Origin of the sequence: Maribacter luteus (assembly GCF_009674825.1) — a bacterium.
Classification (GTDB): domain Bacteria; phylum Bacteroidota; class Bacteroidia; order Flavobacteriales; family Flavobacteriaceae; genus Maribacter_A; species Maribacter_A luteus.
The window spans coordinates 223764-249735 of the sequence record NZ_WKJH01000002.1; the positions used below are offsets into that span (position 1 = coordinate 223764).

At 40.3% G+C, this 25972-nt stretch carries 21 protein-coding genes; all 21 read right to left on the bottom strand.

Annotation, left to right across the window (positions count from 1 at the left end; translation table 11 throughout):
* Nucleotides 1–19: 19 nt before the first annotated feature.
* Entirely contained in the window at nt 20–1168 is a 1149-nt protein-coding gene (locus GJ691_RS04185) for an efflux RND transporter periplasmic adaptor subunit (RefSeq protein ID WP_154364079.1), read from the bottom strand.
* Between the two features lie 46 nt (nt 1169–1214).
* Nucleotides 1215–2477, bottom strand: a complete 1263-nt coding sequence (locus GJ691_RS04190) for an ABC transporter permease (RefSeq protein WP_154364081.1) — start codon at nt 2475–2477, stop codon at nt 1215–1217.
* A gap of 1 nt (nt 2478) precedes the next feature.
* Nucleotides 2479–3708, bottom strand: coding sequence for an ABC transporter permease (locus GJ691_RS04195; protein ID WP_154364083.1), 1230 nt, complete (start codon nt 3706–3708; stop codon nt 2479–2481).
* Nucleotides 3701–4402 carry an ABC transporter ATP-binding protein gene (locus GJ691_RS04200; RefSeq protein WP_154364085.1) on the bottom strand — a complete coding sequence of 234 codons (702 nt, stop codon included), beginning with the start codon at nt 4400–4402 and terminating at the stop codon, nt 3701–3703. Before GJ691_RS04200 ends, GJ691_RS04195 begins: the two co-directional genes overlap by 8 nt.
* 170 nt (nt 4403–4572) lie before the next feature.
* Nucleotides 4573–5685 (bottom strand): efflux RND transporter periplasmic adaptor subunit, encoded by a 1113-nt coding sequence (locus GJ691_RS04205; protein WP_154364087.1) that lies wholly within the window; start codon nt 5683–5685, stop codon nt 4573–4575.
* A 36-nt stretch (nt 5686–5721) separates the two neighbouring features.
* Nucleotides 5722–6981, bottom strand: coding sequence for an ABC transporter permease (locus tag GJ691_RS04210; protein WP_154364089.1), 1260 nt, complete (start codon nt 6979–6981; stop codon nt 5722–5724).
* Between the two features lie 16 nt (nt 6982–6997).
* Nucleotides 6998–8245 carry an ABC transporter permease gene (locus tag GJ691_RS04215; RefSeq protein ID WP_154364091.1) on the bottom strand — a complete coding sequence of 416 codons (1248 nt, stop codon included), beginning with the start codon at nt 8243–8245 and terminating at the stop codon, nt 6998–7000.
* A gap of 111 nt (nt 8246–8356) precedes the next feature.
* Nucleotides 8357–8572, bottom strand: coding sequence for a hypothetical protein (locus tag GJ691_RS04220; RefSeq protein ID WP_154364093.1), 216 nt, complete (start codon nt 8570–8572; stop codon nt 8357–8359).
* The gene (locus GJ691_RS04225) at nt 8572–9105 is read right to left on the bottom strand and encodes a DUF420 domain-containing protein (RefSeq protein ID WP_154364096.1); all 534 of its coding nucleotides are present in this window, start codon (nt 9103–9105) and stop codon (nt 8572–8574) included. Before GJ691_RS04225 ends, GJ691_RS04220 begins: the two co-directional genes overlap by 1 nt.
* A 6-nt stretch (nt 9106–9111) precedes the next feature.
* Nucleotides 9112–9837: an SCO family protein gene (locus GJ691_RS04230; RefSeq protein ID WP_154364097.1), complete on the bottom strand. Its 726-nt coding sequence runs from the start codon at nt 9835–9837 to the stop codon at nt 9112–9114.
* 102 nt (nt 9838–9939) lie between these two features.
* A complete protein-coding gene (locus GJ691_RS04235) occupies nt 9940–10575 on the bottom strand; it encodes a hypothetical protein (protein ID WP_154364735.1) in 636 nt (211 codons plus the stop codon).
* A 117-nt stretch (nt 10576–10692) separates the two neighbouring features.
* Entirely contained in the window at nt 10693–11076 is a 384-nt protein-coding gene (locus GJ691_RS04240) for a cytochrome C oxidase subunit IV family protein (RefSeq protein WP_154364099.1), read from the bottom strand.
* A gap of 59 nt (nt 11077–11135) precedes the next feature.
* Complete coding sequence (locus tag GJ691_RS04245) at nt 11136–12113, bottom strand: cytochrome c oxidase subunit 3 (protein WP_154364101.1); 978 nt, start codon at nt 12111–12113, stop codon at nt 11136–11138.
* Between the two features lie 97 nt (nt 12114–12210).
* On the bottom strand, nt 12211–12792 hold the full coding sequence (locus tag GJ691_RS04250; RefSeq protein WP_154364103.1) for a cytochrome c oxidase subunit 3: 582 nt from the start codon (nt 12790–12792) through the stop codon (nt 12211–12213).
* A 76-nt stretch (nt 12793–12868) separates the two neighbouring features.
* Nucleotides 12869–13780 carry a heme o synthase gene (gene cyoE / locus GJ691_RS04255; protein WP_154364105.1) on the bottom strand — a complete coding sequence of 304 codons (912 nt, stop codon included), beginning with the start codon at nt 13778–13780 and terminating at the stop codon, nt 12869–12871.
* Nucleotides 13781–14066: 286 nt separating this feature from the next.
* Complete coding sequence (locus tag GJ691_RS04260) at nt 14067–14786, bottom strand: energy transducer TonB (protein ID WP_154364107.1); 720 nt, start codon at nt 14784–14786, stop codon at nt 14067–14069.
* A 61-nt stretch (nt 14787–14847) separates the two neighbouring features.
* A complete protein-coding gene (locus tag GJ691_RS04265; RefSeq protein WP_484502582.1) occupies nt 14848–15141 on the bottom strand; it encodes a VanZ family protein in 294 nt (97 codons plus the stop codon).
* Between the two features lie 91 nt (nt 15142–15232).
* A complete protein-coding gene (gcvH, locus tag GJ691_RS04270) occupies nt 15233–15613 on the bottom strand; it encodes a glycine cleavage system protein GcvH (RefSeq protein ID WP_154364109.1) in 381 nt (126 codons plus the stop codon).
* 145 nt (nt 15614–15758) lie between these two features.
* Nucleotides 15759–22952, bottom strand: coding sequence for a T9SS outer membrane translocon Sov/SprA (gene sov / locus GJ691_RS04275; RefSeq protein WP_154364111.1), 7194 nt, complete (start codon nt 22950–22952; stop codon nt 15759–15761).
* 5 nt (nt 22953–22957) lie between these two features.
* Complete coding sequence (gene ruvA / locus GJ691_RS04280) at nt 22958–23539, bottom strand: Holliday junction branch migration protein RuvA (protein ID WP_154364113.1); 582 nt, start codon at nt 23537–23539, stop codon at nt 22958–22960.
* 23 nt (nt 23540–23562) lie between these two features.
* A complete protein-coding gene (locus tag GJ691_RS04285; protein ID WP_154364115.1) occupies nt 23563–25851 on the bottom strand; it encodes an NADP-dependent malic enzyme in 2289 nt (762 codons plus the stop codon).
* Nucleotides 25852–25972: the final 121 nt, after the last annotated feature.

Genomic DNA, 25972 nt, shown 5'->3' on the forward strand with positions numbered 1-25972 from the left:
TTGATTATTGATTGATGATTTACTCTTCACTTTCCTCGGAACCTTCTTCTTCCTCTCCTTTTTTAATCGGCTCGGTTTTGTTCCACTGTTTTACCTGATCTTCTTCCGAAATTCCGGATACGATTTCAACATTCACTCCGTCAGAAATTCCGATTTCAATATCCTTACGTTCAAATTTCTGATCATCAACGTTACCAACTGCAACCTCGACATAAGGCTTGTCGGTTTCCTTATCAAATTGTAGTAAGGCCTCGGGTATGACCATTACACTGTCCTTTTTCTCCAAGATCATCGAAGCATTGGCACTATAACCTGCACGAATGAAAACATCGTCATTAATCTCAACATCCCCCTCGATCTTAAACTGTACGGCCCCCGTTTCTTCAATACCCTTTGGTGCGATAAAACGTAATTTTGCATCCAATTCGGTCCCTTCCACAGCACCAAGACTTATTTTCAAAGGTGTTCCTATTTGCAGTTTGCCTACTTCCCCTTCATCGACCTTACCTTCAAAAATCATTTTGGTAAGATCGGCAATGGTCGCAATGGTAGTACCATCGTTGAAATTATTACTTTGTATGACCTGATCACCTTCCTCAACAGGGATTTCAAGAATAGTACCGTCAACAGTAGCCCTAATATTGGTGTTTGCCGTGGCAGATCCTCCAGCAGACCCTCTACGTATAATTTGATAATCTGATTGTGCATTACTCAATTCTTGCTTGGCTTGATCAAATTGCAATTGAAGGTTATTGAAATCCTGACTGGATATGACCCCTTTATCGAACAATGCCTTATTTCTATTATATTCAATAGTCGTATTGCTCAAGGCCAACTCCGCATTCCTGACCCTACCGCGAGCTTGGTTCAAGGATTGCTCATTGGGTACAACTTTGATCCTGGCAATCAAATCGCCCGATTTAACCTTGGCACCTTCTTCCATATAGATTTTCTCTATGATACCGGAAATCTGTGGTTTGATCTCTATCTCATCCTCGGGAACAACTTTACCAGTGGCCACGGTTTTCTTTTCTATATTGGCAATGAACGGTTTCATGGTTTCATAAGTCACGGCCGACTTACTATTGGATTTTATGAAAAATGCCGTAGCCCAAAGTGCCCCGAGCACTAAAAGTCCAATCAACGAATATTTTAAAATTTTGTTCATTTTATTAGGTGTTTATTTATATACTGGTTTATTGTTTATTCTACTATTATTCTTCGCGCAAGGCATCTATAGGTTTTATACTTACTGCCCGTTGGGCGGGTATTAGTCCGATCAAGGTCCCTAAAACGACCATGATCACCAAAGCGCCCAAAACATAGGGTATAGGAACTGTAGGGTTCGCATAGGGAAAGTCCCCTCCTTCTGTTATACTATTGATCAAACTAAGGGTCGCCGCCCCTAGGATTATACCCATAATCCCTGCAATCACGGTCAAAAACACCGATTCGAGAATAATCTGTGATTTTACTTCATTAGGCGTTGCTCCCAATGCCCGTCTTACGCCCAATTCCTTGGTGCGTTCCTTTACAGATATCAATAAAATGTTACCAATACCAATGACCCCGGCCAAAATAGTGGCGATACCTACTACAAGGGATAAGAAAGTCATTCCTTTTGCAAATCCCATGATTCGGTTAAAAACCTCTCCCAGGTTAAAAGAACCAAATGCCCTTTCATCCTCTGGATCCACCCTATGTATACTTTTTAAAACGGACTTTACATCGGTCTCTGCCTGTACCACATCAGCATCATCGTAAGCGGCAATGGTTAACCAACCTACATTATCACCTGTATTATACAGTTTCCTAAAAGTGGTAAACGGAATGAATATGTCGCTATCGGTTTCAAACCCTCCCCCAGGAGTGAATTTATGAACACCTACTATTTGAAAATAAATATCGTCTACCCTGATATATGCCCCTATGGGGTCTTCATCTTTATCGAACAATTCGCTTTGGGTTCGCTCACCGATAACACATACCTTCCTTGACTGTTCTATATCATCATCATTAATGAACCTACCGCCATCATAGATTTTCTTTGTAGCGATTTTCGTAAATACCGGATAATCACCATAAATGGCATAATTCCCGGATTTTTGACCATTGACGACCAGTGCCGGTTCATCCCCAAATACCCCTTTTGCATTTCTGGGAGCAATATTCTGAATGGCAGGCACCCTATTTTCCAAAACGGACACATCACCCATTTTCAATTGGAGCTGCCTACCGGTCTTGAACCCTTCATAAGGCATACTTGTACTTTGGGCCCAAACGAACATACTGTTCATTGCCACGGTCTCAAAAGCCTTTTCAAAACCATTGTCCAGACCTTTAGCCGATCCGGAAAGTGCTATATAGATAAAGATTCCCCATAGCACCCCGATTATGGTGATGACGGTTCTGGTCTTATTCTTTCCGATAGAACCAAAAATCTCTTGCCAAGTATTTTTATCAAATATGAAATTCATCTTATTCGTCCCTTAATGCTACAATCGGTTTAATACGCGCTGCCCGTCGTGCTGGAATATAACCCGCCAACGCTCCAAAAATTATCAATATCACGGTTGCAAAAATTGCCGTACCCAAGTTTATGTTAGGGTTAGTAATGAAAAAATCTTTTAATTTTTCACCCAGTGAACTCAGGATACCGATACCGATCATCATACCTATGAACCCTGATATGGTGGTAATGAAAATAGATTCCAAAAGTATTGTCCCGATTACCGATTTTGGTGTTGCCCCCAAAGCCTTGCGAATACCCAATTCCTTGGTTCGCTCTTTAACCACGAAGACCATTATATTACTGATTCCGATAATGCCAGCTATTATGGTCCCAAAGGCTACGAAAGCAACAATCAATTGCAACACCCTTGCGAACTGTTGGTTTTGTTTTAATTGGTCAGCTACATTCCGTATAAACAATCCGTTCCGATCCTTTGGGTTTATGTATTTTTTTTCCCTTAAAAACTTATTCAAGCTCGTTTCAAAGGCCATAGCCCCCGCATAGCCCAATTCGGGCTTAAAGGCCAATACGATCTGATCTATTTTATCGGTATTCTTTTCGATCAATTGCCGCGTGGTATACGGGATATAGATATTCCGTTCTTCGTTATCCCCACCATCATCCTGGAAAACGCCGATTACTTTAAATGCACTACCGGAAATATCAATGTACTCCCCTATGGACTTATGGGCACCGAATAGGTCTTTTTCGACCAACCTACCTATTACGGCGTACTTGGTTTTATTTTTGATATCCTCTTTATTAAGGTACCGCCCTTTCATCATAATGGTTTTTTCGGCATATTGATGCGCAGGACCTACCCCCCTTGTAGAGTAATTATTCGACTCCTCTTTGTATTTTACCAGTCCACTCCTAAAAATCCTAGGTGTTGAATATTCCAAAAAAGGCGCGAAATTTTTATTGATCTCGGCCAAGTCGTCATTATCGAACTCTATCTGCCTATTGGATTTATACCCCTTGTAAGGCATTGAGGTCCTACCTGGAAAAACATAGAACACATTGGTTGCATCGTCCCCGAAAAACTCATCAAAAGTATTGATCAACCCATTTCCGAAGCCAAACAAAACCACAAAGATGAGAATACCCAAGGCTACGGTAAATCCCGACAAGAACGTACGTAATTTGTTCTTTTGTATCGTTTCGAATATTTCTTTCCAGTTGTCTCTACTAAACATATTGCGAAGCTCTTACCTGGGTAACTTTTTCATCTTTTTCGATTACGCCATCTTTCAAATGGATGATTCGCTTGCACATATGGGCAATGTCATCTTCGTGGGTTACCACCAAAATCGTATTGCCTTCATCGTTGATTTTTTGAATCAAATCCATTACCTCATATGAAGTGGTACTGTCCAATGCCCCAGTAGGTTCATCAGCCAACAAAACCTTAGGTTCGGCAGCCATGGCCCGTGCGATCGCAACACGTTGTTTTTGCCCACCTGACAGTTCACTGGGTAAGTGATGAGCCCATTCTTTCAAACCTACCTGTTCCAAGTATTTCATAGCCCGTTCTTGGCGCTCCTTACGAGGTATTTTTTGATAATACAACGGAAGTGCGACATTCTCCATGGCGCTTTTATAGTTTATAAGATTAAAAGACTGAAAAATGAATCCTAAAAATTTATTGCGATACTTGGCCGCTTTGGTCTCATTTAAATTCTTAATGGGAACACCATCCAAGGTATAATCACCAGAATCGGCCTCATCCAACATTCCCAGGATATTCAACAATGTAGATTTTCCGGAGCCCGAAGACCCCATAATCGCTACCAATTCCCCTGATTCTGCCGTAAAATTTATCCCTTTGAGTACGTGAAGCGAATTGCTCCCCATTTTATAGGATTTGTGAAGATCTTTTATTTCAATCATGTTGGTTTTGTTTGTTGTTTGGAATCGTCCCTATGCAAATACCCCCATAAGACACCTAAGTTGTTAAAATGTTACAACAATAACTCCAAATATTATGTTAAAAACTTAATCGACCACCTCGATATACGGTAATATATTTTAAATCTTAATAGTGTATAAAGTGGCTAGGCTTAATTGCTAAATTCATCGGGTTTCACTTCATTCCAGACCTTGATTTTATCGCCATCCGACACACCTGATTTCACCTCTACGAAAATACCATCGCTAATACCCAATTGAATATCCCGACGCTCAAAGTCCTGCTCCCCTGTCTCTATTTCGACAAATGGTTTTTTAGTATCCGGATCAAATTGCACCAAGGCTTCCTTCAAGGCTAAAACACTATCGGCACGCCCTAGAATAATAGATGCATTGGCACTAAGCCCCGCCCTAATGAACACGGAATCTTGCTTTTTCAACGTTCCTTTGATCTCAAACTGAATAGCTCCGTTTTCCTCTTCACCTTTTGGTGCGATATAATCCAGCACGGCATCGAACACCTTATTTTCAATAGCCCCCACTGTGATTTCCAAAGGAAGGTCCTCCGATATTTTACCCACTTCGGATTCATCTACCTTGCCTTCGAATATCATTTTTTCAACATCCGCAATTGCAGCAATAGTCGTACCTTCATTGAAATTGTTGCTTTCAATCACCTGATTGCCCACCTCAACGGGTACGTCCAAAACCATTCCACTGACCGTTGCCCTTATCATTGTATTGGCCGAATTGCCAAATCCGCTCGTAGTTCCGGTCTTTACAATATCATAACGTTTATTGGCCGCACCGTATGCCTGTTGCGCCTGATCGAAACTCACTTGTGCCCTTTCCAAGTCCACTTTAGAAATCACTCCTTTATCAAAAAGGCTTTTTTGGCGATCAAGGTTCCGTTTCTGGTCCTGTAGATCAATCCGCGCTTCATCAATGCTATTTCTAGCATCGTTCAAGGCAGTAAGATTGGGCACTACTTTAATACGGGCCAATAAATCCCCCGATTTTACATAATCACCACCTTCAACATAAACCTCTTCTATAACACCTGAAATATTAGGTTTTATAAGTACTTCCTCCAAAGGAAGAATGCTGCCCGTTGCGACCGTTTTCTTGATTATATCCTTCTTACTAGGCGCTTCGGTTTCGTAAACCACCGGATCCTCGGCGTTTTTTTGATATAGATAGTACATAGCCCCACCAAAGGTTACTACGAGTACCAATAAAATAATTAAGGTTACTGACTTTTTCATTCTAAATTCTATTTTATGATTGATTGATTGAATTTATTATTCTGTTCTTAAAGCATCTATGGGTCTGACCTTTATAGCGCTTTGTGCGGGAATGAACCCTGCCAAAAGTCCCGAAATGACCAAAATGGCCAATGCCGCCGCAACGACCCCAACGCTTACACTTGGACTGAGAAACATATCTACCGGTCCGCTGGAATCTAACAAAGCATTAATGCCATAAATAAAAAATGCCCCAAAAGAAATACCTGCCATACCTGAAATTATCGTGAGGAAAAGTGATTCCATTACAATCTGTAGTTTAATGGATTTTGGATCCTCTCCCAAAGCACGGCGAATACCAATTTCCTTAGTACGCTCCTTTACCACGATCAACATAATGTTACTAACTCCGATAACACCGGATATCAACACCAATATCCCCACGAAATAGGCAATGAACTTCAAAGCAGCAAAAAGACTTTCTACCCTATTGAACTGTTCATAAAGATCAAAGTACCCTACGGCCCTTTTATCATCGGGGTGTATTTTTCGATTTTGCTTTACGATAGATACAATTCTTTCCTTTAATGAGGTTATGGAATGTCCATCTTGGGCGGTAATCGCCATCCAACCTACATTATCGGCCCGATTGAATGCCTGTGAAAAAGTGGTAAAAGGCACGAAAATCTCATTTTGGGATTCTTCACCATCGCCATCATTACTCTTCTTTTTGTACGTTCCGATGACCATGAAATTTACCCCTTGGATCTTGATATACGTCCCGATTGCTTCTTCCCCCTTGTCATACAGACTGCTTTTGACACCGATACCGATAACCGCTACTTTTCTCTTTTCATTAATATCGGAATGATTTATAAAACGGCCCGAAGTTATGGTCATAGGATCTTGGTTTATAATCTCCGGGTAATCACCATAAACATTGAATGCCCCTGTATTGATACCCCTGGTCACATTGTTCGCCCCTTGAAAACCTCCCAATTGGTTTCTTGGCGAAACAAATCGTAGGTTCGGCACATTATCGCGAATCGCCTGAACATCCTCTAACTTAAAATTATAACGTCTTCCCTTGGGCAACCCCATATATTCCTTGGTCGTATTCCTTGACCACATGAACATGGTATTTGTGGCAATATCACCAAAATCGGCCATGACCCCATTTTGGAATCCTTTTCCGGCAGCCAAAAGAATGATAAGTATCAAAATACCCCAAAACACACCGAATGCGGTAAGGAGTGTCCTGAACCAATTACTGGTCAACACTTCTAATATCTCTTTCCAACGATCTTTATTGAACATCTTATCCTAGTTTTAACTATTCATCCCTAAGGGCATCGATTACATGTATATTGGCCGCTCGCCACGCTGGGAAAAAACCAGCCACTGCACCTGCGAATATCAAGACAAACACCGTGGATAAGGCCACGTTGAAATTCACTGAGGGATTCAATATATAATCAACCTCAATATAGGGCCCGAAAACCTCCAATAACCCCATACTGAAAATAAGTCCGGCAAAACCCGAAATTGCAGTTACGAAAATAGCCTCATGCAAAATCATTCCGACAATGGACCAAGGTTTTGCGCCCAAGGCCTTTCTTACCCCTATTTCCCTAGTACGCTCCTTAACCACGATCAACATGATATTGCTTACACCGACCACCCCGGCGATGATCGTACATATACCCACGAACCAAAAGAACATTTTGATACCGCTTATCAGATTAAAGAAACGTTTCACTTCTTCCAAAGTATTGAATACGTTAATGGCACTGTCATCATCAGGGGCAACAGTATGTACTTCCTGTAAATACCGTTTCATATCATTGGAAAATTTCATGGATTCGGCCACAGCCTGGTCTAGATTTTCAACAGGCTTAAGTGTATAGTACAGATTGTTTACCCTATCCGAACCGTTAAAGACCCTTTGTGCCGTAGACATTGGGATAAAAATGCGTTCCTCTTCGCGTTCTCCACCCCTATCACCATAAACTCCTACGATCTTGAATTTTATTCCGGATATATCTAGATATTCGTTCAAGGGATCGTCACCGTTTTTAAAAATTTCCCTTTTAATGGTATTGCTTATTACGGCTACCTTAGAAACATTACGATGATCTTCATAATTGATATACCGCCCTTGCGACATGTATTGGTTTTCTATCTGCTGATACCCGCTATGAATTCCTTGAACACTGTACCCGACCGATTCTTTTTTATAATTGACCATGGCATTGGGCACCCTGAACCTAGCGGATCGCCCCTCTAATTGATCGGCGAACCTCGTTTCAATATGATCATAATCCCCATTTCGCATTTGTATTGACCGGCCAGGATTGAGCCCTTTGAACTCTTTAGTGGTAACTTGGGTCCAAACGACAATACGATTCGAGGCGTCATCTTCAAATTCTTGGGCAATACCATTTTGCATGCCTTGACCAAAACCCAATAAAATTACTAGAATGAAAATACCGGAGGCGACGGAGAGGCCCGTTAAGAACGTTCGCAATTTATTCTTACGAATCGTTTCGAAAATCTCTTGCCATCTTTCGATGTCGAACATATGATTGATTTTGATTGATGAATACAATACCGGAGTACCGTACTATCATAAGACTACAAAACCAAATAATTGTTACACAAGGTGGTGTATTTTTTTATACCCAATTAATGATCAGGCTTTCATTTTCTTATAAACAAAATAGAAGACACCAGCCACCAATAGATAAGGAATGGCCATTAAATAGACAATGCCATTATTTATCCCTTCTGCTGAGGATGTATTGCCTTCGCTTTCCAAAACAGCCCTACACATTGCACATTGTGCCTCAATACCTTGTGGCAACAATAAAAAAGCAAGTACTATGATAAATATGAATTTAGTTTTCATCAATGAACATAATAAGGTGAGATCATTAAATAAACCACTACCCCGGTAATGGCGACATACAACCAAATAGGGAATGTTATTTTGGCCAATTTCCTATGTGCATCAAACTTCTTTAAATATGCCCTTGCATAAGTTCGTAATACCAAAGGAATAATAGCAATAGATAGAACTATATGGGTAATCAATATAAAATAATAGACATATTTAATCGCTCCCTCGCCACCAAAAGGTGTGGAATCCGATGTCATATGATAAGCCACATACATAACCAAGAACAGAAGGGAGAGCACAATACAAAAGGTCATTAACTTTTGATGCAATTCCCTTTTCCCATTTTTGATCGCCCAAACAGCGACAATCAGGATAAGGGCCGTGAGCCCATTTATAGAGGCATAGATAGGAGGCAAAAAAGACAAGGGCTCCACATTGGGAATCTTAACCCCGAACAACAAGGCAACGACCAATGGAATAACAATGGAAACCACCGTGATTAATTTATTGAATTTTTTCTCTCGAATATCGACCGTTTCCATCTTAGTTTATTCTTTTAAAAGTTTTTTTATATCTTCTTTCAATATGGAAATCTGTTCCTTTTCCCCTTCCCCATTTTCTCCTTGGTCCTCAGTAATGGTTCCGCGATAATAGATAATCGGATTTCCGAATTCATCGACCCTGGAGCGCAAATAGCCTTTTTTATCAATAAGGGCAAAAAGTCCGGCATGCTCAAAACCACCTGGGGCGTCGGGCATTTCTGAAACAAAAATATTAAATCCTTTATTGGCCAAGTCATAAATGGCTTCTTGCTTACCGGTCAAAAAATGCCAATCCAAATTGGTTACCCCGTGTTTCTCGGCATATTCCTTAAGTACCATCGGAGTATCGTATTCCGGTGTAATCGTAAAAGAAGCCACTCCAAAATTGGTCGCTGTTTTAAACTCGTTCTGAACATCTACAAGGTTCTTGGTCATTATAGGGCAAATAGAAGGACAAGATGTAAAGAAAAACTCCACAACATATACCTTACCTAAATAATCCTTATCGGTAATTACCAAGCTATCCTGATCTATAAATTCGAACGAAGGGACCCTTCGTTTTTTCCCATTCAAAAAAATATATGCCAGTTCCGCATTATTATCCTTTAAATTAATTCGGTCATTTTCCACAACCGTACCAGAACCCACGCGATCAACGATTCTAGGAATAAATATTATCCCAAAGACCAAGATTATAAACGATATCCAAACATAGGTGTATTTGTTTTTCATGAGTTTTAACTTTTATGATCCTTTATACCAATAACAAAGACAATTCTCTATTAAACGGTTGAAACACGACCATATTCAATTGCCCTGATACAGTAATGCGAATCATTGGTTTTTACGCTCCGCATTGTTCTTTTTCAGTGCCAACCGATATTCTGCCAAAATGATCTTTACGTCATCCTCCATTTTATTGTTCAAATCCGCTACAGAAGTTGCCTTAAATCCATATTTGGTGCCTTCATCAATATCATTGGTTCTTCCCCGAAGGTTCTTATCCTTATCGATTATAAAGACATAGGGTGTGGCTAGATTATCATCCAAGGTTAAATCGGTCTTTAATCCTTCGAAAAAACGTTGTATCTGTTCTTTTTCACCATAGGCAAAGTTCCATTTTACAACATCGGCCAAATTTCCCAGTTCTGACTTAAGTTCTTCCACTTTACTTTCACTTCCATTGGGAACTACCATTACGAACTGAAAATCATTGAATTCATAAAACCTTTTGTAGATTTTCTGGTTTAAATTAAAAGCGATACCCTTTTTATTTTCCAAATCGCTCCCAAGGAATCCCAAGATGGTTATTTTATCTTGAAGTGTGTACGTATCATCAACTTCGGTTATATCCGATATGTTTTCCGTAAGAACAGGAAGTTTTCCAAAATTATTGATACCAGAGGCAAAGAAGAGATAAGCTACAATAGGCAGTATGAACAGTACTACTAGAACAACGGTTTTTTTCATTTGGGATGTGATGCCAATTACCGGCAAACTTTTATATACTACCGAATTCATTTCGGTTCATACAAAAATAAAAAAGACGGTCTTTAAACCGTCTTTTAATTTGTTAATAATATCTTATTAGAAGTTCCAAGTTACGAAACCGTCCTTGAAGACATTGTAGATATAGTTTCCTTCAACCAAAAGAATAAAGCTTAAATAAGCAACAAGGAACAGGAATGTCCAAACAACAGCTCTACGTAGCGAACTTTTTTCATCCCTTAGGTGCATAAAGTCCCACGCTATATAATATGCCTTTACCAATGTCAAAATAATAAAAATCCAATTCAGTGCTTTCATCCCTAAAACGTGGCTAGTAGTAAGTGCATGGGGCTTAATAATACCCAAAGCCACTTCAACAGCCGTTACTAAGGTTAAGAAGACAAGTACCCCCCAAATCTTTTGGGTATTCGACTTGAATTTCCAAAGTCCCCTGAAAATTTCCAACTTGTGTGCGTGTGCCATGTTAAACTAAATATTAATTTTTTATACTATGCTGTGTAAAACCTAAAAACGGGATATGGTTACACCAAATAAAAGAATGTAAATACAAATACCCAGACCAAATCTACAAAGTGCCAATAAAGACCCACTTTTTCGACCATTTCATAATGACCTCTTTTTTCGTAGGTACCCAAGGCCACATTGAAAAATATGATCAGGTTGAACACTACCCCTGAAAAAACGTGGAAACCGTGAAAGCCCGTGATAAAGAAAAAGAAATCGGCAAACAGCCTACTACCATATTCATTATGAATTAGATTAGCCCCTTCTACTACTTGGGTTGCATTTTTAAGTTTTGCCAAAGATTCTTGCCTTGACAATACGACTTTCTCACCTTCTTCATTAATGGTTTCAGTACGTACTACGATATTCGAATGGGCTTTAAAACCCTCTAACACTTCGTTAACGGAATAAGTGGGTAAGGACCCCTCACTATAAAACCAAATTCCGTTTTTATTTTCATGGATCGTCCTTTCTTCTGGAAGTGTCGCCGCGAAATCAGCCAACGCTGCCCTTTCACCGGTATCCGCATTTACGAATTGCAGGATTCGACCACCTTTGGTCTCTACCGCTCCATAATCACCTTGAATGAAAGTTGCCCATTCCCAAGCTTGGGAGCCAACGAATATTGCCCCTCCTATTATGGTCAGGAACATATACCAGATAACACTGTTCTTTTTCATTCTATGCCCTGCATCAACGGCCAAAACCATAGTTACGGAAGACATAATCAACACAAAGGTCATAAATGCCACATAGTACATGGGATAGTTACCATGAAAGAAAGGCACGTGTGTAAAAACCTCATCTGCGATGGGCCAAGTTTCAATAAACTTGAATCGTGAAAAACCGTATGCGGCCAAGAACCCGGAAAATGTCAAAGCATCTGATAGTATAAAGAACCACATCATCATTTTGCCGTAGCTCGCACCTAAAGGACGGTTGTCACCACCACCCCAAACACTTTCTTCCACTCCAGTTGTTACCGTAGAATCCATAAATTAGTCAGTTATCGTATGATTAGAATTTTCACAAAAATACATTTTTTCCCAACATACAAAAGTCTAACGCCAAGAAATCAAAAAAAAATGGTTTTTAATCGACCAAAACCATAAAAACAAGAAGATACACCCACAATAGGTCTAAAAAGTGCCAAAAAGTGGCTCCTAAGGACAATCCCAAATACTCTTTTGAAGAATATTTTCCCTTATACTGGTTGTATAGAACAACCAATAAAGAAATAATACCGGCCACTACATGGATCACATGTACCGCAGCGATGAGGAATATATAGGACATTTTTATACTACTGGTAGGACCTGTAAAATAATACCCTTGCGCTATCATTTGCGAAAAACCATTAAACTGAAGAACTATAAAAAGCACGCCCAACCCCAGGGTCAAGACCAACCAAGACGTACAGGCCTTAATAGCATCTTTGGTAATAGCCTTTTTGGCCAACATATAGGTTACACTGCTAATAATAATCACCAAGGTACTGATATAGAAAGAAGACGGCATCTCAATATTATCCAACCAATCTTCCCTTTTACTACTAACTATATAAGCGCTTGTCCACCCAGCAAAGGCCATAAGTAAGCTAACGATGCCAAACCAAAGCATCATTTTTTTAGACCTATCGTTCTTTTCTTTCTGGGTCCCTTGAGTTAAATCCATAAAAACCTATTCATATAATTAAAACTACTTAAACACTTCTTTCTAAAAAACACTGGAATTCAATTCCTTGTAAAGATTAAATAAGCATACCGATATATTTATCGGACACATAAACCAATTGAATAAAAGTGATATACGTTACACTGGCCAACATTAATTTACGGGCAGAAACATTATCCCTTTTATCATATAGTCTAAAAGCAAAGAACAACATTACAGCACCCATAAGAAAAACAATGACAGCAGCTATGATGGACAAATGCAAGCGACCGGTAATACCGAAAGCAGGAATAACGGAAATGACCATCATCCAAATGGTATACATGATTATCTGGACCGCGGTACCTTTATCTTTCTTTCCTGTTGGCAACAATTTAAACCCACCCTTTCTGTAATCGTCATCCAACATCCAAGCTAGAGCCCAAAAATGCGGAAATTGCCAAAAGAACTGTATCATGAACAAGGTACCCGGCTCAATCCCAAATTCATTGGTTGCGGCAACCCACCCCAACATAAAGGGTATAGCCCCTGGCAATGCCCCTACAAAAACAGAAAGTGGCGTAATTGTCTTTAAAGGCGTATAAACACTGGTGTATAAAAAAATTGATATAGCCCCGAACATGGCAGTTTTAGGGTTCACAAAATATAGTGAAACTACACCAAAAACGGTTAATAGAACCGCGATGATCAACCCTTGGTGTACAGACACCCTTCCTGATGGAATAGGCCTGTTTCTTGTTCTTTTCATCAAGGCGTCAAGATCCCTTTCGATGATTTGGTTGTACGCATTCGAAGCTCCCACCATACAATACCCTCCAAAAGCCAATAACAACAAGGTAACGACACTTATTTCATAGGCACCCAACAAATAACCGGCAATGGAGGAAAAAACAACACTGACTGCGAGTCTCACCTTGGTAATTTCCTTAAAATCAGCAAACATCGTAGACCAAGAGATATGTTTCGCTGGCTTAATCGCAGTTTTCATTATCATTTTTTATCAAACGCAAATATAATTGGTGTAAGCAAGGTGTGCAACGAAATACCAAGGTTTATGATTCCCTATTGGAAACACCCCTTCTAGCATATTTCACCTTATTATATATAAAACTAATTTATTGCTTGGATGGGCAGCATTCCCCAATCATACATTTGTCTTGGAAACACCGACAGTATGGTTAAAAAAAATCCTGGGCTTAAGCCCAGGATTTTAATACATTAAATATGTTTTGTTTTCCTTATGCACCTTTAAAAAGTACATTCGAGGAAATTATCTATTGCAACCTAAAGGTAATTGGAATACTGAAAGGAACCCTTACCGCTCTACCCCTTTGTTTACCTGGGGTCATCTTAGGAAGTTTACCGATAATCCTAGCGGCTTCTTTCTCAAGGTTTTTATCCGGTCCACGCATTCTAACCCCACCGATACTACCGTCTTTTTGGATAACGAACATTACGTTAACCCTACCTTGAACACCCATTTCTTGGGCAATTTCAGGATAACGGAAGTTTTTGGCTATATGCTTTTGCATTTTTGATTGGAAACAATCACGCATTGCTTTTGCTCCTTTTCCCTTTTCACCTTCACAACCCGGAAAAATCGGAACATCTTCAATTACAGCAAAAGGCACATCAATATCTTCTTCTATTTCTTCGACTTCTACATCCTCTACTTCTATCACCTCTTCTTCCTGGCTGGTTTCAGTAGATTCAATTACCGTTTCCTCAACTTCTACCTCATCTTCAACGATTTCGATGATTTCAGGAGCTGCTGGTGGTGGTGGAGGTGGTGGTGTCTTAATCTGCTCGGTCATTGGAACTTCCTCGTCCAACATATCCTCAACATTCATGGAGACATCATAGTCGTTCGTCTTTTCATAGGTCTTCCATTCCAAACCTCTCCATACCAAAAACATTACAACAGCAAGCCCTATGACGAAGTAGGTACCGCTATTCTTTCTTAAATCTGCTTTTGGGTTCTTTTTTAATTCCATATTTAATTTTTTTAATGTTCGCTAATTTAACTAAATAATTGACAAAAAAACAAGTAATACTTTATTTTAACCCTCTTTGCCTATAAAATATAGACAAAATGGCTATAAATCCTAGGGCAACACCCGTGCTATTTGCCACAGCATCAAGAACATCCCCTGATCTGGCAACTGTCAACGTTCCTTGAATAACCTCAATAATTATACCAAACAAAATAAGTAGAATTGCCAAAAATTTAATTTTTTTCAAGATATCCTTTCTATCGGATTTCAATTCCAGAAGAAATAACGAACCCAATATCATGGCTACGAAATAGAAAGTGAAATGCACGATTTTATCAGCATGTGGAATATTCATTGACGGTAGATCATCCCCCTCAAAAGAATATAAGCTGGAAAAAGTGACAAACACCATCCAGCTTACAAACAAAACCGCTAATACGTGCTTTTTACGCACCAATCAATGCTTTATAATCCTCATTGCTAAGAAGCTCTTCGATTTCGGCACTATCACTTATTTTGACTTTGATCATCCAACCCTCGCCATAAGGATCGGTATTTACTTTCTCTGGCTCATCTTCCAAACCTTCATTGAACTCTATGATCTCCCCACCTAATGGCAAGAAAAGGTCAGAAACCGTTTTTACCGCCTCTACCGAACCGAATACCCCATCTTTTTCCATGGTTTCATCCAAGGTCTCAACCTCAACATAGACGATATCCCCTAATTCACCTTGGGCGAAGTCCGTAATCCCTACTGTGGCTATATCGCCATCAATCCTTACCCATTCGTGGTCCTTGGTGTATTTTAAATCTGAAGGTATGTTCATTTTGATCATTTTATTTTACAAAACAAATGTAAATGATTTGACCCCGATATTCAAAAAAAAAGCAGATTGTTCGCCTTATAAAATGGCAATAACCGAAAATGAAGTTTTACTTTACAAACCAAAAGAATCCTAATATTATAAAATATTAATTCCCGAAGTTATATTTTATCGTGAACCCTGAACTAATGGTGGTCTGCGGGTAAGCGGTCGAAACCGCGAATTTTGAGAACGAATGATCGTAATAGAATAGTGCATTCAGGCTTTTACTCAAAGCATAATCGGCCGTAAACTTCAAGGAGAACAAATCTTGACCAGATGTTATCTGATTGTTGTCGATATCCAAATTTCGAATGATCGTTATATTATTCCTCAACGTAACATCGGTCTTCAAGTTCAAATCCCCTTTTAAACGGGTCTTATTACCCCCAATATTGGTAACGAACTTAACGTCTTTAAACCTATAACCCAAGCCAAAGGTATATTCTTTGCCATTTATCTCGGTCATTAGATCATTATCGAAACTCAAGGACAATGCCCTATCACTTCTAACCTCAGCCAATAAGCTGAATGAATTTTTCATCTCAAAATCGACCCGTATCAGTGGATTGAATTGATCGGTAAGAACCAAATTATTCAAGATAAGGTCGGGCAACCTATCCCCTGTTTCACTATCGAACTCATAATTTTCCTTTTCTAAATTAGTCTGAAAGGAATTGATACTGTAAGAAGCCCTATAACCATGACTCAAGGAAAAACGTTTGAATTTCTTTTTAAACCATTTATTGCGCATCAACCCTGTATACTTGATGTTCCAATTAGGAATTGGCACCTGCCTAAAAGCATCAAGATTAACCCGATTAACATCTTGGCCGGTATAAGCGGCAATGAAAGCCGGAAGCAATACGTCTTGCTGCGTTTTTCCATATTGTTCGGGAAAACCATCTTCGTCCAGGTCTCCAGGTAGCTCCCCACGATCAGAGACCAATCTATTGGCAATCGTAATCCTATTTTGTTTAAACGTTTCAAAGAGCTTGGAACTATTTTCATCGCTTTTACTGAAGGCGGTACCGATCATCATGGTCGAAATACTGAAATTACCGTATTCATTACCCAATTGATCAATATATTGGTATTGCCCGTTACCCAAATCACTTACTTCGAAATTCTCTTGATAACTACTGGTATATTGCCTATCCGCCGTTAAATCTATGGTCAAGTCCTTCATGGGTTGGGCCGTTGCGGAAATATTCAATTGTTTGTTGGTCCTTTTAATGAATTGGTCATTAAAATCAGCATAATTCGTCAACCAACCGTTACGGGCAGCTTCGTACCGCACATCGGCCTGACTTCCGAAAACAAAACCGATTGTAGGGCGGGCAGAACCAATGAAGCCAACCGATTGGGTGTAACCAGGAAGCACGGTACCATTATTTTCATTATAATTAACATTCAATCTCTTGACCATCGTCAAAACATCGATTGCGGTATTTAGTAACGGACCTGTTTTTTTCTCGGGCTTTTCTTCAGTCCCTTTTGTATTCCCGGCCTTATCCCTTCTTGAAGGCCTAGCTGTTGAACCTTTACCATCTTTCTTTTTCAACCCTATAAGATCATAAAACTTCTGCATGGAAAGTGATGCGGTAATATTATGCGTACTGGCATTCTGAACCGTATTGATGGATGTCTGATAACCAAGCGCCTCACTTGCAACCTCGGCCAAGGCATCACCCCCACGTTGCCAATCAAAATTACTGGTGTAGGAATATTGGGCATTGATAAAATCCAACGCGGGAATCTTATTAAAAGGCAGCTGATAATTCAGTTGCATTTGTTGGGAATGCCTATTGGGCTCACCCAAATCCCAGAACCCGTCCCATAGGCCAAGGGCTTCGTTTATATCCGAGTCTGAATTGCCATCCTCGGAATAATAATTACGAACGATATTATTATTACTTGCCGTTAAACTAAGACTCAATGATTTCGTAAGGCTATAATTGATGGCATATTGCCAATTGAAAATGTAATTTCGTTGTTGAAGGAAGGGCAAATCCAAAGATTCAACACCTTCTTCGAATACATTACGGAATTTTTGTTCTGTAAACTGGCGGTTAATGTTCGAATTGACCGAAACACTGGCCGGTAACAGATTCAAGTTCAGATCCTTCAACCATTGCCAATATGCACCAGTTAACATAGAATCTTTTTTCGCAAAAGGCGCTACCTCGAGTGGTTTAAAACTATGGTTATATACAAATCCCGTAACCACACTCTGATCGCGCATAGTGGCTACCTCATAATCCCTATGTTCCGTTTCGTTATATGAATAATTGAACGTAAAATTCTCAATATCGTAAAAATTGGCATCGGCCTCTTCCCCTCTATCTTTTCGTACACCGATCAAATTAATACTTGTTCGTTTGGTGTAATCCTCGGCCTGTTCCAATATGGCATCAGCAGCTTCCTGTGTTCCGGCAGCAGCAATACGATCTTCCAATTTCAAATCATCATAAACAGGATCATACTCAGGAGTAATCAGCTCTTCGGACACCCCATAATTGAAGGGTATCTGCACGCCCCATTTACTGGGCAACAACTGTCCGACGTTCACATTGGTGACCAAATCATAGGATACGGCATCCTCAAGGGATCTTTCAGTCGGCGTCTGATCTATAGACCCAAAGCCCGAGGTACTTTTACTCCCTGTTGCGGACACATTGGCGAAATCCGCAATGTTTGCGTCTACTGAAGCTATCGCCGCCCATCCGCCATCATTGTTCAACCCGGCCAACCGAAGTTCATTGAACCAAACCTCACCTTGGGCAGGAAGGTCGTCTATATTCTTTACACCCACCATCATGTTCCTGATACTTCCCAATGACGGATTCCCAACTATCCCTATCCTTAGTTTACCTGGAGTCCTTTCAGCAAATTCATCGACCGCTACCGCTTCACCGTCCTCTATTTCGAAAAACTGGATTTCAGTAAGAGAAACATCGGTCATATTGGCGATCCTCAAGGATTTTACCGTACTCAAATCGCTTAATAGAACTTCCATTTGATTATCTTCTGGCCAAATATCATCTTCTGAAGAAGCTCCAAAAGAAGTGAACTGTAAAGGCAATTCAAATTGATAATAATTCTCGGATAGATCGGTTCCTATCCTCAAGAAACCAACTAATGGTGTTTCATCATCTGAATAATCCCCATCATTGATCTTTTCGGCATGCATGAACATCTTTAATTTTTGATATTGGCGAATATCGATGTTCACACTTTTGAAAACCCCCCTTGAATCCTGAGATTCCAAATTATCAATATTAAATGAAAGGGACTGTTCGTTTTGGTTTATAATCGTGTTGTTATTGTTCAATTGCTCACGAACCACACCCGGAGGTAAAACATAGGGAATAGGTGTTCTAGTGCTATTTTCCTCAATATTCACCGTATTCACGTCAAGAACGGTGCCGTCATCGGTAGGATCACTATCGACCAACTCATCTTGAAGGGTTTTCGTATAGGTTCTCCAATCCCCGCGAACAAGATCCAAGGTTGCAAATCGCAGGACTACATCACTATTGAACCCAGTAAGGTACATCCTCATAAAACTGATAGACCTAAAATCCGTGATACCCCCTATAGCATCCGTAAAATCACTTAAGGGTATCTTATATTGGATCCACCTACGATTCAATTGACTACCGTTAGGCAAATCAGGAGTAAGCCCCTCATTGATATCGGTTACATATTCATCATCTATCGTAGTATTGGGTTTAATGGCAATCCTGTATTCGTAATAACTATTGACCGTGTTCATGGTCAAATCGCGATCAATATCCTCAACATCGGGTAAGGTGGTAGACCCCCGGTCGGTATCAGTAACGGTTACGGGCGAGTTACCATCTGGGTTGTTATAATTTAAATACCTTTCTAATACGCTTCCCTCTCGGCTCAGGTAATATTCATAATTATCCAATGCAGGATCTTCCCCTGGACCATAGATTGCGGCTTCAGCCACATCATCCAAACCATCAAAACCTACATCTTGCAAAACCCTATTACTTTCTTCGGCATCAAAGGCGTACACCAATGCTTGGGTAGCTGGGACAATACCCCAAGAAGGTTCGTATATTAAATCATCATCTTCAATGGGTAATCCGTTTTCGTATTGTTTTCTACCATCCTTCAAAATATCCTCCGAGATATTTCCCAAATTTATCACTAATTCCCCCGGATCGGTAGCGATACCGTCTACATATGGATCCAATACCCAAAATTGAACGAACTCCACGTTGGACTGTTCAAAATCGGTACTACTCAAGGACCGCATAATACCTCCCCACTTATCATCAGCAGGCTCAGTATCAAAACCGTCGTTTGTATTGTATGGCCCTTTTATATCGGGATAATAAGCCAAGTCCAAGGTACTTTGAACGGTAGTCTGGCCTTGGGCAATATCAGTTTCAGGAAAGACCTCATCAACGAAAACCCTACGGGTGGCATTGGTAGAAACATCATTATCACTGATACTTGACGGCCTTTGATTCGTATAAAAAACAGGATCTATGGTATACCAAGCGATTTTAGCACGACCGTAGCCATTTTCCAAATTGGCGGGATCTTCGGGTGAACTCCCGGATAGAACACCCCCCGGAGCAAACTCCAAAGGCGTACTGGCCAGTGACCATCCAAGGGATGAACGAATATCGATTAAGGCCTGGGCCCCTTCGAAATCGTCTATATAAGTTGTTGTCTCCCCATCGAAATCGGCACTTTCGGGCGAGTTGGGCTTTAGCCAAGCCACTTCTCCCCTTACAGACAAATTAGAAGGTACATCGGTATCTATATTAGGGAGTTTGTTTACCAAACGCGTTAAAAAAGGTACTTCGGTCGAGAAGTTACCGTTTAAACCAAAAATCGTGTTATTTACTGATTCCGTTCCATAATTGGACTTTTGCGTAAGAGGTCTTTCGTTCAAATTCAACATGGTAGCCCCCAGGACAAAATTCTCATTGACCTGATGCTCCACATTCACCCCGGCGAACCTTCGCGTTTGCTGTCCGAATACCGCATTGTTTTCTACCGAAATATTAATAGGTGTATCAGACGCTTCCAGACTGGGATCTATAATCTGCACTGTCCCTGATTGATAGTTCACCGTGTAATCGACCCCCTCTTGTAAAGTTCTACCGCCAGCCGTAACCGTTACAGAACCTTGGGGTACATTAAACGCACCAATGGATATACCACTGCTACTTTCAGATTTATAGGTACCTTTTAACAAGAATTTATTCTTAACCGGATCTTGTAAGGCTGCGGCCTGTGTCAACTCATACATATCCCTAAAAACATACTTTGCCTGATTTTCATTATAGAGGGTCTCCGTTTCATAGTTTCCCCCACCACCAAGTTCGTTGTACAAAAACTCCCCAAATGGCTCTACTTTGGTAAAAATGATCCTTCCGTTTTGGGTGTCAACCGTTAGTCCGGAAACAAAATCAAAGAAACCATCTCCCCCAGCCTGAACATCATCATAGGTATTCAACCTATCAAAATTGAAAACCTCCAACAAAACCCTTTCTTCCAATGGGCCGTCTGGGCTCGTTTCATCTGGCCATCCCGAACCAGGACCTTCAGCCACCGGAGTTATATAATTTCTCGGTGTAGGGTCTGAATAAAGTATATTCATTTTAAAATCATCCTCACTAAGACTATAGGCTCCCGTAGCATAAATATTCTTCATCATCAAATCCCAAATGGGATCTGAAATATTGGTGATATTACTTTTGAGCAACTTTAATATAAGGGCATTTGTTTCTACCACAAGATCAACATCACCTGAAACGGATGTAGCATCCAAACTACTATTGGCAAATTCACCCACTTGGTAAACCTGACCGTTATAGGTGTACTGGAAGGCTACTGCCAATACCTCATCATTACTCAATTTTTGATTTAAGGAAATATACCCTAATTGGGAATGAAATTGGTAATCCCTGGTGACTTCCAACTTTCTTGCATTTTCAAGAATCGTATAATCATAACCCTGATTTATCTGATATCCCGGAACATTGAATCCTGCCTCTACCGTGGCAACATCCCTAATGCTCGAGGTCAACACCCCACCAGCATCTATAAGTGTAGGATCAAAATCGTTTGCATTGTTTCTTGGCAAAGCGTTACTTGGATTATTGAAGAAACCTGAAGGATCCCCATTGTTCAAAGCTATTCTGGTATTATCCTCCTGGGCTTCCCCTAAATCCTGAAGGGCTACGACATTCCTCACATTCAAGGTTTGTTGGCTCGTATTGGTAACCCAAACCTCTAAACGGGTTATTTGTACCTGACTTTGTATATATGGATAATTAGTCAGTGCCTCATCATAATGGTCCCTGAAATAATGGGAAAGGAAAAAGTGCCTATCCTCATCATAATCCAAAGCTGTAATAGAAAAATCATTGATAGTGCCTCCACCCTGGGCAACAACCGTATTGTTTTGGGAGTTTTGCTCAGAGAACACCGCTGTAACCTTCGTTTTTCCAAATTGCAGTTGGGCCTTAACACCGAATAAACTCTGGGCCCCTGTAATCAAAGAACTGTTAAGTGGCATACTCACGTTACCGACCTCTATCTTCTGGAGAATATCATCTTCAGTAGGCGTATAATCGAGTTTTACAATGTTCTGAAAATCAAAAGTCGCCTCTGTATCATAATTGGCAGTCACTTGAAGACGCTCACCGATTTTTCCTAACATACTTAAACTGATACGCTGATCAAAATCGAAAGACAGATTGGTACGGTTTCTTGGTGAGAGAGATGGATTATCATTCTTCTGCCAGATGACCCCCAGGTCCATGGCGACCGAACCTTGTGGAATCACCTCAATCGTATTACCCCCGAAAATAGATTCAAAAAAGTTGTTATTTACATAGAAATTGGGAAGAAGGTTTTTACGAGCATCCTCACTACCTTCCTTTTTACCGGAGTACGCATCGCTTTTCTCCTTGAAATATTCTTTTATCCCTTCCTTACGCACCAATTCCAAATACTGTTCCGGAGTGAGTATAATGGGATAGCCGATATTAAAATCCCCCACCTTTTCAGAATAAATATACCTGTCAAGATTTGGGTCGTAAATATATTTGGAACTGATACTCTCCGGGTTATCCAATTTTAACCTACCTAAAGAGAAACCCGTTTTTACAGAATCCTGCACCTGCCCCTCGACATCCTCGCCTTCCGTATCTTGTGCGTAGGAGTTTTCTACTGCCCCAAGCAAAAACGAGAATAGGATTATAAGCTTAAATGAATATTTAAGAATTTTTTTTGCCCCTTTTTTCAAACTTATTACAAATTTTTAAGCGCGTGTTTTATAATGTTCTCTACGCTTAGTGAAGGGTCTTGGCTTACTACTTTATCCACAACCTTTTCAGCCTGTCTACGGACAAATCCAAGAACCTCTAAAGCAGATAACGCTTCTTCTTTATTTGTATTGTTTGAATTGATGGAAACTTCGTCAATATCGTACACCTTTAAAACCTTGTCCCTAAGGTCTAAAATAACCCTTTGGGCCGTTTTAGCACCTATCCCCTTGATACCCTGAATAGTGGCGACATCACCATTGGCAATCGCATCCCTTGTTTGCACGGGCGACAAAGAAGAAAGCATGGTCCTTGCCGTACTCGCCCCTATACCCGAAACCGACAATAATAACCTAAAAATCTCCCTCTCTGACCTCTCGGCAAAACCGAAAAGGGTATGGGAATCTTCCTTGACTTGTAAATGGGTATATAGATTAATGTTCTCCTGATCCTTGATATTCGAAAATGTATGTAAAGAAATGTTCACGAAATATCCGACACCGGCACACTCTATTATTACATGGGTCGGGTTTTTCTCAACTAATTTTCCATTAAGATGATGTATCATGGGAATAAGGTTTGGGGAACGGGTTATATTTTCTTTCGTTTTCTCTTTTCTCTTTCTTGGGCGTCTATTACGGCAACAGAGGCCATATTCACCATTTCGTCAACATCTGCCCCCAATTGCAACACATGTACCGGCTTTTTTAGGCCCAACATAATTGGACCGATAGAATCGGCTCCATTGAGTTCTTTCAATAGTTTATAGGTGATATTCGCAGATTCCAAATTTGGAAATACAAAACCATTGACCTTTTTACCCGCCAATTTCGAGAATGGGAATTGGCTTTGGTGCAGCTCCATATTCAAGGCAAAATCGGTTTGTATCTCTCCATCAATAACCAAATCTGGGTGATTCGTATGTAAAATCTCTACCGCTTTAGCCACTTTTTTCGCATTCGGATGCGATGAGGACCCAAAATTCGCATAAGACAACATAGCGATAACCGGATCGAAACCAAAAGCTTTGGCAAGGTTCGAGGTCATTAAGGCTATTTCTGCAAGTACCTCAGCTGTAGGATCGATGTTAATGGACGTATCTGCCAAAAATAATGGACCTTTTTCGGTATTCATGATATTCACCGTTGCGGCACGTTTAACTCCTTTCGCCCTACCGATTACCTCAAAAATGGGTTTGATTACCGTTGGATATGCCCTGGAATAACCCGAGATCATTCCGTCCGCATCTTTCTCATTCACCATCATGGCCCCATAGTAATTGCGTTCCCTTAAATTGGTCTTGGCCCCATATAAGGTTACACCGTCCCTTTTTGTCGCTTCCCAATATTTTTTAGCATATCGGTCTCTAGTTTCCAAGGATTCGTCTGACTTGGGATCAATAATGACTACATCACCTTTGAACCCAATTTCTTTCATGAGTTCTTCAATAATCTCTACATTTCCTAATAATATTGGAATCGCTATCCCTTCTTCATGAACGATCTGGGCAGCTTTTAAAACATCTAAATGATCCGCCTCGGCAAAAACTATCTTTTTAGGGTTTCTTTTGGCCCTTTCATGAACCAAGCGAACCAATTTATTATCCGAACCTGATCGACGCAATAATTTTTCCCTGTATTTTGCCCAATCCTTGATGGGTTCTTTAGCTACCCCACTCTCCATCGCCGCTTTTGCTATCGCCGGAGGAATCTCGGATATCAACCTGGGATCAAAAGGCTTGGGAATAATATAATCTTTACCAAAAGTGAGCCTTGTTTCAGAATAAGCGATGTTCACTTGTTCTGGAACTGTTTGCTTGGTCAATTCTGCCAAGGCAACTACAGCGGCCATCTTCATTTCCTCATTTATCTTCGTAGCCCTAACATCAAGAGCCCCTCTGAATATAAAAGGAAAACCCAATACATTGTTAACTTGGTTAGGATGATCCGATCTACCGGTTGCCATAATAATGTCCTTTCTGGTTTTTATGGCCAATTCATAGGAAATCTCTGGATCGGGATTGGCCAAAGCAAAAACGATAGGGTCCTTGGCCATGCTCTTCAACATTTTCGGAGATACTATATCGGCAATTGAAAGTCCTATGAAAACATCGGCATCTTTCATGGCCTCCGCTAACGTTTCAATGTTTCTTTCTGTGGCGAACTCTAATTTTTCCGGGCTTAAATTTTCCCTACTTTTATGAATAACCCCTTTACTATCACACATTACTATATTTTCGGCTTTAGCCCCAAAGGCCTTGTAAAGCCTTGTACATGAGACGGCAGCAGCACCCGCTCCACTAATGACAATACGAGCATCCTCAATCTTTTTATTCGTAACGACCAAGGCATTCAATAAAGCTGCTGAGGATATGATGGCCGTACCATGCTGATCATCATGCATCACCGGGATATCCAGTTCTTCTTTAAGCCTTCTTTCTATTTCAAAAGCCTCAGGGGCTTTAATGTCTTCTAAATTTATTCCTCCAAAAGTTGGTGCAATAATCTTTACGGTCTCAACGAACTTATCAACATCGGTAGTATCCAACTCTATATCAATTCCATCTATATCCGCAAAAATCTTAAATAACAGACTTTTACCTTCCATTACCGGTTTAGAAGCCTCAGGACCTATATCACCCAACCCCAAAACCGCGGTGCCGTTGGAAATAATAGCAACCAAATTCCCCTTTGAAGTGTATTTGTAAACGTCATCGATATTTTTAGCTATCTCAAGACAAGGCTCTGCAACACCTGGTGAATACGCCAAGGCAAGATCGCGTTGGGTAGAATAACTTTTTGAGGGTATAATCTTAATTTTTCCCGGTTCGGGTTTGGCATGATAGATCAATGCCTCACTCCTTAACTTCTTTTCGCTCATGATAAATTATTGTACGTCAAATTTAAAGGTAATATGTCGAAAAAAATAAGTTCTAGTCGCAAATATTACCTAAACAACCACATAGTACTCGCTAAAAGTTGTGGGATAAACAATTAAGGAT